This window comes from Microbispora siamensis, assembly GCF_016863095.1.
GTDB lineage: Bacteria > Actinomycetota > Actinomycetes > Streptosporangiales > Streptosporangiaceae > Microbispora > Microbispora siamensis.
The window spans coordinates 1-12,050 of record NZ_BOOF01000065.1 but is presented as its reverse complement, the minus strand read 5'-3'; the positions used below and the strand labels follow the sequence as shown (position 1 = coordinate 12,050).

Here is a 12,050-nt window from a genome sequence, read left to right as displayed (position 1 = left end):
GTCAGCCTCCCCAATGGTGACCATCAGGGTAGCGGTACGCGGCGATCGACTCTGAGTGCATACGAGCGCTGTAACCAGGCTTCTCAGGCAGCAGGTAGCGGCCGCGCTCGATGCGGACGGGGTCGGTGAAGTGCTCGTGCAGGTGGTCGACGTACTCCAGGACGCGGCCCTCCAGACTGCCGCTCACGCACACGTAGTCGACCACGGCCATGTGCTGGACCAGCTCGCACAGACCGACGCCGCCCGCGTGGGGGCAGACCGGCACGCCGAACTTGGCGGCCATCAGCAGCACCGGGACGATCTCGTTGACCGACGCGAGGCGGCAGGAGTCGATCTGGCAGAAGTCGATCGCGCCCGCCTGCAGGAGCTGCTTGAACATCACGCGGTTGTGGCAGTGCTCTCCGGTGGCGACGCCGACGGGGGCGACCGCCTTGCGGATGGCCGCGTGGCCGAGCACGTCGTCGGGGCTGGTCGGCTCCTCGATCCACAGCGGCTCGTACGGCGCGAGCCGGTTGACCCACTCGATGGCCTGGGGCACGTCCCACACCTGGTTGGCGTCGATCATCAGGACGCGGTCGCCGAGCTCCTCCCGGGCGATCGACAGCCGGCGGACGTCGTCCTCCACGTTGGCGCCGACCTTGAGCTTGACGTGCGTCCAGCCGTCGGCGACGGCCTGGCGGCACAGACGGCGCAGCTTGCCGTCGTCGTAGCCGAGCCAGCCCGGAGAGGTCGTGTACGCCGGGTAGCCGTGCTCGGCCAGCTCGGCGATCCGCTCCTCGCGCGTGGGGGCGAGCCGGGCCAGCATCGCGACGGCCTCGGCGGGGGTCAGCACATCGGACAGATAACGGAAGTCGCAGGCGGCGACCAGTTCCTCGGGCGTCATGTCGGCGACGACGCGCCACAGGGGTTTGCCGGCCCGGCGGGCCGCCAGGTCCCACGCCGCGTTGAGGACGCCCGCGGCGGACAGATGCACCACGCCCTTCTCCGGCCCGAGCCAGCGCATCTGGCTGTCGGCCATGATCTCCCGGTAGAGGCCGCCGAGGTTCCCGGCCAGCTCGTCGACGTCGCGCCCGGCCAGCCGCGCCCCGATCTGCCGGGCGGCGGCCACGCACAGGTCGTTGCCCCGCCCGATCGTGAACGTCAGACCGTACCCCGCCAGGTCGCCGTCGTCGGTCTCCAGCACCACGTACGCCGCGGAGTAGTCGCCGTCCGGGTTCATGGCGTCCGAGCCGTCGAGCGTCGCGGAGGTCGGGAACCTGATGTCGATCACGTTCACAGAGGTGATCGTCGGCATGGGCGAACTCCAATTGATCCGATGAATATGAATGGAACAGTAGGATCGCGCCGGGAGAAGGTCAAGACAAGTCGGCAGATATCCAACCAAAGGCTTTACTTCAACCCGATGAATCTGGCAGGCTCGGCACGTCGTACGGCCCTGTGAACCAGCGGAGAGGCCAAGATCGTGAAGCTGTTGCGGGTGGGTCCGGCGGGTGAGGAGCGACCCTGTGTGCTGGCACCGGACGGGCGGGTGTTCGATCTGTCGTCGGTGACGGGCGACATCGATGGCGGGTTCCTCGCGGGGGGCGGGGTCGAGCGGGTGCGGTCGGCGCTGGCGGAGGGGCGGCTGCCGGAGGCCGGGCCGTACGGGCGGGTGGGGGCGCCGGTGGCCCGGCCGGGGAAGATCGTATGTATCGGGTTGAACTATTCCGATCATGCGGAGGAGACGGGGGCGGCGATCCCCGCCGAGCCGGTGGTGTTCCTGAAGGCGTCCAACACGCTGGTCGGTCCCGATGACGAGGTGCTGGTGCCGCGCCGGAGTGTGAAGACCGACTACGAGGTCGAGCTTGCGGTGATCCTCGGCCGTACGGCCCGTTACCTGTCGTCTCCGGAGGAGGCGGCGGACGTGATCGCCGGCTACGCGATCGCCAACGACGTGTCGGAGCGGGAGTTCCAGAACGAGCGTGGGGGTCAGTGGGACAAGGGCAAGTCGTGTGAGACGTTCAATCCGCTGGGTCCGTGGCTGGTGACGCCGGATGAGGTGGGTGATCCGCAGGCGCTGGGGTTGCGGTTGTGGGTCAACGGGGAGCTGCGGCAGAACGGGAGCACCAAGAACCAGATCTTCGGGGTGCATCACGTGATCTGGTATCTCAGCCAGTTCATGGTGCTGGAGCCGGGTGATGTGGTGAACACCGGCACCCCGGCGGGTGTGGCGCTGGGCCGTGGCCCGCAGGCGTACCTGCGGGCGGGGGATGTGGTGGAGCTGGAGATCGACGGTCTGGGCCGCCAGCGCCAGCGGATAGGCCAGGCATGAGTGGGAGTGAGTTCGAGGGGCTGGTGGCGATCGTCACCGGCGGGGCGTCGGGCATCGGCAGGGCGGTCGCCGAGGAGCTGACCGCGCGGGGCGCCCACGTCGCCGTGCTGGACCTGCGCGGCACCGAGTTCGTGTGTGATGTGACCGACGACGCCTCCGTACGGCGGGCGGTGGCGGCCGTGGCGGAACGGTACGGGCGGATCGACGTGCTGGTGAACAACGCCGGTATCGGCGCGCAGGGCACGGTGGCCGGCAACGACGACGCCGAGTGGCTGCGGGTGTTCGACCTCAACGTGGTGGGGATCGCGCGGGTGACCCGGGCGGCGCTGCCCCACCTGCGTGAGTCGCCGCACGCCGCGATCGTCAACACCTGTTCGGTCGCGGCGGCGGTGGGGTTGCCGCAGCGGGCGTTGTATTCGGCGTCCAAGGGGGCGGTGCTGGCGCTGACCCGGGCGATGGCGGCCGACCACATCCGCGAGGGGATCCGGGTCAACTGCGTCAGCCCGGGCACGGTGGACACCCCGTGGGTGGGGCGGTTGCTGGAGACCGCGCCCGATCCGGAGGCCGAGCGGGCGGCGTTGTGCGCCCGGCAGCCGCACGGCCGCCTGGTGACGGTGCAGGAGGTCGCCCACGCGGTGGCCTACCTGGCCAGTCCGCGGGCGGGGTCGACGACCGGGGTCGAGCTGGCCGTGGACGGCGGGATGGCCGGTCTGCGGCTGAGGCCGGTGACCTCGTGACGGCCGGCGAGCGCCACCCGAGTGTGGTGGGCAGGCTGGGGCGGTACGGGCTGGGGACCGCGCCGCTGGCGGGGCTGTTCGCGCCGGTGAGCGAACAGCAGGCCGAGCAGGTGCTGGCCGCCGCCTGGCAGGCGGGGATCCGCTACTTCGACACCGCGCCGCACTACGGCAGCGGGCTGGCCGAACAGCGTCTGGGGCGGTTCCTGCGCGGCCTGCCCGACGCGGGGGATGCGGTCGTGTCCACGAAGATCGGCCGCGTGCTGGTCCCCGGCCAGGGCGAGGAGGAGGGCTTCCCCGGCCGCACCGGGTTCGTGCGGGTGCGGGACTACAGCCGCGACGGCGTGCTGCGCTCCCTGGACGACAGCCTGAACCGGACCGGGCTCGACCGCTTCGACCTGGTATTCATCCACGACCCGGACGACCACTGGGAGCAGGCCGCGGGCCAGGCCTACCCGGCGCTGGCCGAGCTGCGCGACCAGGGGGTGATCGGCGCGATCGGCGCCGGGATGAACCAGGCCGAGATGCTGACCCGGTTCGTCCGCGAGACCGACCTCGACGCCGTCCTGGTCGCGGGACGCTACACCCTGCTCGACCGCACCGCCGCCGAATTGCTGCCCGAATGCGAGCGGCGCGGCGTCGCCGTCATCGCGGGCGGGGTGTTCAACAGCGGCATCCTCGCCGGCGGCACCACCTACGACTACAACACCGCCCCGCCCGCCGTGCTGGAACGGGCGCGTGAGCTGGGACGCATCTGCGCCTCCCACGGCGTCCCGCTGCCCGCCGCGGCCCTGCGCTTCCCCCACCGCCACCCCGCCGTCACCACCGTCCTCATCGGCGCCCGCAGCGCGGAGGAGATCGCCGAGGATCTGGAGCTGGCGGCGACGGACATCCCGGAAGCGCTCTGGGAGGACCTGGACCATGTGGGTTGACCTCGCCTACGGCGCCGGCGGGCTCGCGGTGGACCTGCCCGACGAACGGACCACGGTGATCACCCCGGTCGCGCGGCCCGCGGCGGCGGACGAGGCGGCCGAGCTGCGCCGAGCCCTGCGCGAGCCGGTCGCGGGCCCGCCGCTGCGTGAGCGGGTGCGGCCCGGGCAGACGGTGGCGATCTCCGCCTGTGACGGAACCCGGCCCCAGCCCCGCCACCTGATGATCCCGGCGATCCTGGCCGAGCTGGACGGGATCGTCAGCCTGGACGACGTCGTGATCCTGGTGGCCACCGGCACCCACCGCGGCAACACCGAGGCCGAACTGCGCGCGATGTTCGGCGACCAGGTCGTGGACGCCGTACGGATCGTCAACCACGACGCACGTGACGCGTCGTCCCTGAGGTGGATGGGCCGACACGGCAAGGACGTACCGGTCTGGCTGAACCGGGAGTGGACCGACGCCGACGTGCGGATCACGACGGGGTTCGTCGAGCCGCACTTCTTCGCCGGGTTCTCCGGCGGTCCGAAGCTGGTCGCGCCCGGGCTCGCCGCCCTGGAGACCGTGCTCACGCTGCACGACGCGGCCCGCATCGGCGATCCCCGGGCGACCTGGGGAGTCATCGAGGGCAACCCGGTGCACGACGACGTCCGTGCCATCGCCGCCGCGACCGGCGTCACTTTCGCCCTCGACGTCGTGCTCAACCGAGAACAGAAGATCGTGCAGGCGTTCGGCGGGGATCTGCTGCCGATGCACGCCGCCGCCACCGCCGCCGCCCGCGCCGCCGCGATGCGCCCGGTTCGCGAACTGTTCGACGTGGTGGTGACGACGAACGCGGGCTTCCCGCTCGACCAGAACCTCTACCAGTCCGTCAAGGGGATGAGCGCCGCCGCCCAGGTCGTCAGGCCCGGCGGGACCATCGTCTGCGCCGCCGAGTGCCGGGACGGCTTCCCCGACCACGGCTCCTACCGGGACGTGCTCACCTCCGCGGCCTCCCCGGACGCGCTGTTCGAGGAGATCTCTCGCCGCACCGAGACCGTGCCCGACCAGTGGCAGGTCCAGATCCAGGCCCGCGTCCAGCGGCACGCCCGCGTGATCATGCACACCTCGCACCTGAGCGACGCCGACCTCGCCGCCGCCCACCTGGAGCAGACCGGCGACATCTCCGCCACCGTGCGCGCCCTGCCCGGACGGGTCTGCGTCCTGCCGGAGGGGCCGATGACCATTCCCTACCTCGCGGGAGAGTGACGTGCTCCGCTGTCCCCTGCCCCACCCGCCGCTGCGGTCCGCGCTCGCGTACGTCGTACCCGCATGAACGAGGCACTCGACCTCGGTTACGCCCGCGTGGACCTCGGCCGCGAGGCGCGCCAGGGGCTGCCCGAGATCGTCTACGGCCCGGGCAAACAGGTGAGCGAGATCGCCGGGATCGTCACCGCCCTGCTCGGGCGGAACACCGGGCCGGTCCTGGTGACGCGGATCGAACCCGGCACGGCCGCCGCCGTGCGCGCGCTCGTGTCCGGCGGCGCGTACGACCCGGAGGCCCGGCTGCTGGTCTGGCGCGAGGCGCGGCGGATCGAGCACACGGTCGCCGTGGTCACGGCCGGCACCGCCGACGGTCCCGTCGCGGCGGAGGCGGCGGCCGTCGCCTCCGCGCTCGGCCTGCGGACCACCATGGTCAGGGACGTCGGGGTGGCCGGACTGCACCGCGTGCTCGCCGCCACCGATGACCTGCGCGCGGCCGACAGCGTGATCGTCGTCGCCGGCATGGAGGGCGCCCTGGCCAGCGTCGTCGGCGGTCTCGTCGAGACGCCGGTGATCGCGGTGCCCACCTCCACCGGATACGGCGCGGCGCTGGAGGGTGTCACGGCGCTGCTGGCCATGCTGACCTCCTGCGCCGCCGGGATCACCGTGGTCAACATCGACTCGGGCTTCGGCGCCGCCCTCGCGGCGTACCGCCTCACGCGGAGGGCGTCCCGGGCGGAGACCGGCCCGGCGGGCGAGGAGGGACCGCAGGCGGCGGACACGACATCAGGGACGTGCCGATGATCCTCTACCTCAACCCGTTCACCGGCCTCGCCGGCGACATGCTGCTCGGCGCGTTGCTCGACGCAGGCGCCTCGCTCGACGCCGTACGGCAGGCGGTCGCCGCGACCGGGCTCACCGGCTGGCGGCTCGACGCCGAGCGGGTGCGCACCGGAGCGCTGACCGCCACCCGCGTGCGGATCGAGGTCGACGACGACGCCACCGAGCGCCCGGCCGCGGAACTGATCGCGATGGCGGCCCGGACCGGCCTGACCGTGGCGGAGGCGGCGCTGACCGCGATCGCCGAGGTGGAGGGCGCGCTGCACGGCGTGCCGGCCGCCGACGTCCACCTGCACGAGCTCGGCGGGCACGACACGCTGATCGACATCGTCGGATGCGCGGCGGCGCTGCGCGACCTCCGGGTGACGCGCGTGCATTCCGCGCCGCTGCCGCTCGGCGGCGGCACCGTGCACACCCGCCACGGCGTGCTGCCCGTCCCGGCCCCCGCCACGCTCGCCCTGCTGACCGGCGCGCGGGTGCGGGGCGGGGAGGCGGGAGAGGCGGTCACGCCGACCGGGGCGGCCCTGCTGCGCGCCGCGGGCACGACGTACGGCCCGGCTCCGGAGATGGCCCTGCGTGCCACGGGGTACGGCGCGGGCGGCCGCGTGCTGCCCGACCGGCCCAATGTGACCGTGGCCGTGATCGGAGAGCCCGTGGCCGAGGCCGGCAGGCAGATCGTCCTGTCGACGAACCTCGACGACGTGACCGGGGAGGTCCTCGGGCACGTCATCGACCGTGCCCTCGCGGCGGGCGCCGCGGACGCCTGGATCACACCGGCCGTCATGAAGAAGGGCCGGCCCGCGCACGTCCTGCACGTTCTCACGCCCCCCGAGCTGGCCGACGACCTGCAGAACCTGGTTCTCGCCGAGACGGGGAGCCTGGGCCTGCGGCGCGGCGTGGTGGAGAAGATCGCCCTCCCCCGGCACTTCGAGACCGTACGCCTGCACGGCCGGGACGTCAGGATGAAGCACGGGCCGTGGGGGGTCAAACCCGAATACGACGACCTTGCCGCGCTGGCCGAGGCCACCGGCAGACCGCTGAGGGAACTGGCACGAGAGGCTTTCGACGCGCTGTGAATTCCGCTGTGACTCCCCCGACTCCCCCTGCGACTCCGGCCGAGAGCCGCATCGACGCCCACCACCACCTGTGGGACCTCTCCCGGCGCCCGCAGACGTGGCTGGACCCCCCGCAGATGGCTCCCATCCGCCGCGACTTCACCCTCACCGACTACGCCTCCGCCGCGGCCGGAACGGGCATCGGCCGCTCCGTGCTCGTACAGGTGCTTGCCGACGCCGAGGAGACGCGCGAGTTCCTCGCGCTGGCGGCGCGGTCGCGGACCGTCGCCGCGGTGGTGGGATGGGCCGACCTGACCCGGCCCGATCTCGCCGACGAGCTCGCCGCCCTGGCCGCCTCGCCCGGTGGCGACCTGTTACGCGGAATCCGCCACCTGGTGCAGGGCGAGTCCGACCCGCGCTGGCTGGCCCGCGACGACGTACGCCGGGGACTGCGGCAGGTGGCGGCGGCCGGGCTCGCCTACGACCTGCTCGTCCTGCCGCACCAGCTGCCCGCCGCGATCGAGACCGTACGCGCCGTGCCCGAGCTGACCTTCGTCCTGGACCACCTGGCGAAACCGCCCATCGCCTCCGGAGAGCTCGAACCCTGGGCGGGTCTCATCCGCGAGCTCGCCGCGGAGCCCAACGTGACGGCCAAACTGTCCGGCCTGATCACCGAGGCGGCGTGGGACGATTGGGACGCCGCCGCGCTGCGTCCGTACGTCGACGTGGCGCTCGACGCGTTCGGGCCCCGTCGTCTCATGTTCGGCTCGGACTGGCCGGTCTGTCTCCTCGCAGGCTCCCTGCCGCTCTGGACCGAGACCGTCTCGGCGCTGCTCGCGGATGCCGGGCTGCCGGCCGCCGACCGCGAGGCCGTCTTCCGGGACACGGCGACGCGGGTCTACCACCTGGAGGGGTGACCACCCGGCGAGCCGGAGACCGTGTCATGGGTCGTCGTCGGCGACGGAACCTAGTGGGAGTCGCGCGACACCCGGTGGCCGCTGGAGCCGGTGAGGAAGTCCAGGTCGGCGCCGGTGTCCGCCTGGCCGACCGTCTCGACGTACAGGCGCTCCCAGCCGCGGCGCGGGGCGGCGAAGGCCCGCACCATGGCCGGTGACGGCTCGCGGGCGGCCAACTCCTCGTCGGGGACCTCGACGTCGAGCCTGCGGTTCTCGACGTCGAGGACGACGATGTCGCCGGTGCGGACGAGGCCGAGCGGCCCGCCGGCGGCCGCCTCCGGCGCGACGTGCAGCACGACCGTGCCGTAGGCGGTGCCGCTCATCCGCCCGTCGCAGATGCGGACCATGTCCCGTACGCCCTGGGCGAGCAGCTTCGCGGGCAGCGGCATGTTCGCGACCTCCGGCATGCCGGGGTAGCCCTTGGGCCCGCAGCCGCGCAGGACGAGCACCGAGTCGGGGGTGACGTCCAGGTCCGGATCGTCCAGCCGGGCGTGCAGGTCCTCGACGGAGTCGAACACGACGGCGGGCCCGCGGTGGCGCAGCAGCTCCGGGGAGGCCGCCGCCGGTTTGATCACCGCGCCGTCGGGGGCGAGGTTGCCGCGGAGCACCGCGATCCCGGCCTCCTCCAGCAGGGGCGTCTCGCGGGGGCGGATGACCTCGGGGTCGTGGATGCGGGCCTGGTCGAGGTAGTCCACCAGCGGACGGCCCGTCACGGTGATCGCCTGCGGGTCGAGCAGGTCGCGCACCTCGCGCAGCACGGCGTGCAGGCCGCCCGCCCGGTAGAGGTCGTCCATGAGGAAGCGCCCGGCGGGCAGCAGGTCGACGAGCAGCGGCACACCCGACCCCGTACGGTCGAAGTCGTCCTGGGTGAGCTCCACTCCCAGCCGCCCCGCGATGGCGAGCAGGTGGACGACGGCGTTCGTTGACCCGCCGAGCGCGGCGAGCGCGACGACGGCGTTGAGGAAGGAGCCCCGGCTGAGCACCGTGCTGGGGCGGCGGTCCGCGGCGACCATCTCGACGGCGAGCGATCCGGTGGCGTGCGCGGCCTCCAGCAGCCGGCTGTCGGCCGCCGGGGTGCCCGCGACGCCCGGCAGGGTCATGCCGAGGACCTCGGCGAGCAGGCCCATGGTGGAGGCGGTGCCCATGGTGTTGCAGTGGCCCTTGCTGCGGATCATGGACGACTCCGAGCGCAGGAACTCCGGCTCGGTGAGCGTCCCGGCGCGGACCTCCTCGCTGAGCTTCCACACGTCGGTCCCGCAGCCGAGCGGGACGCCGCGGAAGTGCCCGGTGAGCATCGGCCCGCCCGGCACGACGACCGCGGGCAGGTCCACGGACGCGGCGGCCATCAGCAGGGCGGGGATCGTCTTGTCGCATCCGCCGAGCAGCACGACCCCGTCGATCGGGTTGGCCCGCAGCAGTTCTTCCGTGGCCATCGCGGCCATGTTGCGCCACAGCATGGCCGTGGGGCGCACCTGCGTCTCCCCCAGCGACACCACCGGCAGGTTCAGCGGGACGCCGCCCGCCTCCCAGACGCCCCGCTTGACGTGCTCGGCGACCTCGTCCAGGTGCAGATTGCACGGGGTCAGGTCCGACGCGGTGTTCGCGATCGCGATGTGCGGACGGCCGTCGAAGGCGTGGGAGGGCAGCCCGCGTCTCATCCATGCCCGGTGGATGAACGCGTTGCGACCAGTGCCGGCATACCACTCGGCGCTGCGGCTCGTCCCCATTCGGCACCCAATCTGCGGGGAGGCAGAGACTTTGCGAGGCTAACCCACCATTCACCTTGCCCGGAAGATCCGGGTGAGGACCTTTTCTCCCGCCCGAAATCGGCTCTAGTATCCGGAACATGACCGCGCTTCCGCTCGCTCCGCCGCGGGCGGTTCCCGGCGGCCCACCGCCCATCGGTGCGATCGCCGCCGGACAGGAGGTCCCGTGACCAGGCAGTTCACCGCCGCCCAGGCCTGCGGCGAGGTGTACGTCCTCGGCGAGGGCCCCGTGTGGGATCCCGCCAGGCAGCGCCTGCTGTGGGTGGACATCGACGCGGGGGCGGTGCACGAGGGACGGCTCGACCCCGCCACCGGCGCCGTCACCGCCACCGCGGCGCACACCTTCGACGGCCCCGTCTGCGCGGTCGCCGTCTCCGCCGACGGGGAACTCGTCGTCGCCAAGCGTGAGGTCCTCACCCGGGTCGACACCGCCGGCCGCCGCACCGAGCTCGCCCGGGTGCTGCCTCCCGGCGCACCGAGCAGGCTCAACGACGGCGCCGTGGACCCGGCCGGGCGTTTCCTGATCGGCAGCATGGCGCTGGACGACCGGGAGGGCCAGGAGGTGCTGGCCCGCCTCGACGGCACGACCTGCGTCCGCCTCGACGACGACCTGACCCTGTCGAACGGCCTGGCCTGGAGCCCCGCGGGCGACCGCTTCTACAGCATCGACAGCACGCCGCACGTGGTCTGGGAGCGCGACTACGACCCGGCCACCGGGCGGACCGGACCCCGGCGGGAGCTGTTCAGGCTCGCCGACGGCATGCCCGACGGGATGTGCGCCGACGCCGAGGGCAACCTGTGGATCGCGATCTTCGGCGGCGGCCGGGTGGAGTGCCGCGATCCCGGCGGGCGCCTGCTCGCCACGGTCGAGGTCGGCGCGCCCAACGTCACCTGTCCCGCCTTCGCCGGGCCGGATCTCGACGTCCTCGTCATCACCACGTCCACCGAGGGCGTCGATCTGGCCGAACATCCCGGGTCGGGGCACCTGTTCACCGCCCGAGTGGGCGTACGCGGCCTGGCGACGCCCTACTGGGTGCCGCCCCGATCATGAACCCCGATCCCCGTCGAGGAGACACGACCTTGCCCCTCACCCGCATCGGCGCCGTCGCGCCCGGCCCCTTCTCCCGGTAGTGCGGGCACTGGTCATCACCGGCCCCGGCAGGGCCGAGGTCAGGGACGTCGAGCCCCCGGTCGCCGCGCCCGGGCAGGTGGTCGTCGACGTCGAGCGGGTCGGCCTCTGCGGCACCGACGTGGAGCTGTTCACCGGTGGGATGAGCTACCTGCACAGCGGTCACGCGCGATATCCGCTGCGCCCCGGTCACGAGTGGTGCGGCGTCGTCACGGCGCTCGGCGAGGGCGTCGCCCCCGGCTGGCTGGGCCGCCGGGTCACCGCCGACACCATGCTGGGCTGCGGCCACTGCCCCCTGTGCCGGGACGGCCTGCACCACGTGTGCCCCGACCGGGCGGAGATCGGCATCCGCAACGGCTTCCCTGGGGCGCTGGCGGAACGGCTCGCCGTACCGGCGACGGCACTGCACGCGCTGCCCGAGACGATCGACGCGACGCTGGGCGCGCTGGTCGAACCCGGCGGCAACGCCCTGCGCGCGGTGCGCTGCGCCGCCCTGGAGCCCGGCGATCGGCTGCTGGTGCTGGGCACGGGCACGATCGGCCTGCTCGTGGCGCTGCTCGCGCGGACGCGAGGCGCGCAGGTGCATCTGATGGGCCGCGACGAGCCCACGCTCCGGCTGGCCCGCGACCTCGGCTTCGCGGGCGTGTGGACCCGGCCGTCACTTCCGTCCCTCACGTGGGACGCCGTGGTCGACGCGTCCACTGCGGCGGACCTCCCGGCGCTCGCGCTCGACCTGGTCAGGCCCGCGGGCCGGGTAGTCTATGTCGGTCTCGCGGGGTCCCCCAGCCGCATCGACACTCGCGACCTCGTGTTCAGGGACGTCACCGCCGTCGGCGTGCTCAGCGGTTCGGCCGGTCTGGCCGGGACCATCGAGGCGTACGCGGACGGGTCGGTCGACGCCCGCCCGCTCGTGGCCGCCACCGTCGGCCTGGACGACGCCGCCGGCGTACTGGCGGGGCGCCGCCCGGCCGGCGCCGGCCCGGGCCCGAAGATCCATATCGACCCCCGGCGATAGAGGCGCACCGGCGCCTCCGGACGGAAGCGTTGAGATCATGAGCCTTACTGATGCCGAAACCCAGGCCGGACC

At 73.1% G+C, this 12,050-nt stretch carries 11 protein-coding genes; 9 read left to right on the top strand and 2 right to left on the bottom strand.

The annotated features are described in order from the left end of the window. Window position 1 precedes the first annotated feature (1 nt). Window positions 2-1,294 (bottom strand): L-fuconate dehydratase, encoded by a 1,293-nt coding sequence (locus tag Msi02_RS38975; protein ID WP_204052776.1) that lies wholly within the window; start codon window positions 1,292-1,294, stop codon window positions 2-4. Window positions 1,295-1,507: 213 nt separating this feature from the next. Between Msi02_RS38975 and Msi02_RS38970 the strand changes: the two genes are divergently transcribed. From Msi02_RS38970 to Msi02_RS38940, 7 genes are all read left to right on the top strand, one after another. Continuing rightward, a complete protein-coding gene (locus tag Msi02_RS38970) occupies window positions 1,508-2,311 on the top strand; it encodes a fumarylacetoacetate hydrolase family protein (protein WP_275414217.1) in 804 nt (267 codons plus the stop codon). Further along, on the top strand, window positions 2,308-3,048 hold the full coding sequence (locus Msi02_RS38965) for an SDR family NAD(P)-dependent oxidoreductase (protein WP_204052774.1): 741 nt from the start codon (window positions 2,308-2,310) through the stop codon (window positions 3,046-3,048). The genes Msi02_RS38970 and Msi02_RS38965 overlap by 4 nt, the downstream gene beginning before the upstream one ends. Next, complete coding sequence (locus Msi02_RS38960) at window positions 3,045-3,977, top strand: aldo/keto reductase (RefSeq protein ID WP_239109178.1); 933 nt, start codon at window positions 3,045-3,047, stop codon at window positions 3,975-3,977. The genes Msi02_RS38965 and Msi02_RS38960 overlap by 4 nt, the downstream gene beginning before the upstream one ends. After that, a complete protein-coding gene (gene larA / locus Msi02_RS38955; protein ID WP_079316594.1) occupies window positions 3,967-5,223 on the top strand; it encodes a nickel-dependent lactate racemase in 1,257 nt (418 codons plus the stop codon). The genes Msi02_RS38960 and larA overlap by 11 nt, the downstream gene beginning before the upstream one ends. Before the next feature lie 63 nt (window positions 5,224-5,286). Beyond that, window positions 5,287-6,021: a nickel pincer cofactor biosynthesis protein LarB gene (gene larB, locus Msi02_RS38950; RefSeq protein WP_204052773.1), complete on the top strand. Its 735-nt coding sequence runs from the start codon at window positions 5,287-5,289 to the stop codon at window positions 6,019-6,021. Beyond that, window positions 6,018-7,133, top strand: a complete 1,116-nt coding sequence (gene larC, locus Msi02_RS38945; protein WP_204052772.1) for a nickel pincer cofactor biosynthesis protein LarC — start codon at window positions 6,018-6,020, stop codon at window positions 7,131-7,133. Before larB ends, larC begins: the two co-directional genes overlap by 4 nt. An 8-nt stretch (window positions 7,134-7,141) precedes the next feature. Continuing rightward, on the top strand, window positions 7,142-8,029 hold the full coding sequence (locus tag Msi02_RS38940) for an amidohydrolase family protein (RefSeq protein ID WP_204052771.1): 888 nt from the start codon (window positions 7,142-7,144) through the stop codon (window positions 8,027-8,029). A gap of 50 nt (window positions 8,030-8,079) precedes the next feature. On the opposite strand, the gene Msi02_RS38935 is transcribed toward Msi02_RS38940, so the two are convergent. After that, complete coding sequence (locus Msi02_RS38935; RefSeq protein ID WP_204052770.1) at window positions 8,080-9,795, bottom strand: IlvD/Edd family dehydratase; 1,716 nt, start codon at window positions 9,793-9,795, stop codon at window positions 8,080-8,082. 205 nt (window positions 9,796-10,000) lie between these two features. Between Msi02_RS38935 and Msi02_RS38930 the strand changes: the two genes are divergently transcribed. Both Msi02_RS38930 and Msi02_RS38925 read left to right on the top strand, forming a co-directional pair. Continuing rightward, window positions 10,001-10,885, top strand: coding sequence for an SMP-30/gluconolactonase/LRE family protein (locus Msi02_RS38930; RefSeq protein ID WP_204052769.1), 885 nt, complete (start codon window positions 10,001-10,003; stop codon window positions 10,883-10,885). Between the two features lie 79 nt (window positions 10,886-10,964). Then, window positions 10,965-11,978 carry a zinc-dependent alcohol dehydrogenase gene (locus tag Msi02_RS38925; protein ID WP_204052768.1) on the top strand — a complete coding sequence of 338 codons (1,014 nt, stop codon included), beginning with the start codon at window positions 10,965-10,967 and terminating at the stop codon, window positions 11,976-11,978. Window positions 11,979-12,050: the final 72 nt, after the last annotated feature.

Coding starts and splice junctions, on each gene's coding strand:
- Msi02_RS38965 (WP_204052774.1), top strand. CDS start 2,308: ATGAGTGGGAGTGAGTTCGAGGGGCTGGTGGCGATCGTCACCGGCGGG.
- Msi02_RS38935 (WP_204052770.1), bottom strand. CDS start 9,795: ATGGGGACGAGCCGCAGCGCCGAGTGGTATGCCGGCACTGGTCGCAAC.
- larB (WP_204052773.1), top strand. CDS start 5,287: ATGAACGAGGCACTCGACCTCGGTTACGCCCGCGTGGACCTCGGCCGC.
- Msi02_RS38975 (WP_204052776.1), bottom strand. CDS start 1,294: ATGCCGACGATCACCTCTGTGAACGTGATCGACATCAGGTTCCCGACC.
- larA (WP_079316594.1), top strand. CDS start 3,967: ATGTGGGTTGACCTCGCCTACGGCGCCGGCGGGCTCGCGGTGGACCTG.
- larC (WP_204052772.1), top strand. CDS start 6,018: ATGATCCTCTACCTCAACCCGTTCACCGGCCTCGCCGGCGACATGCTG.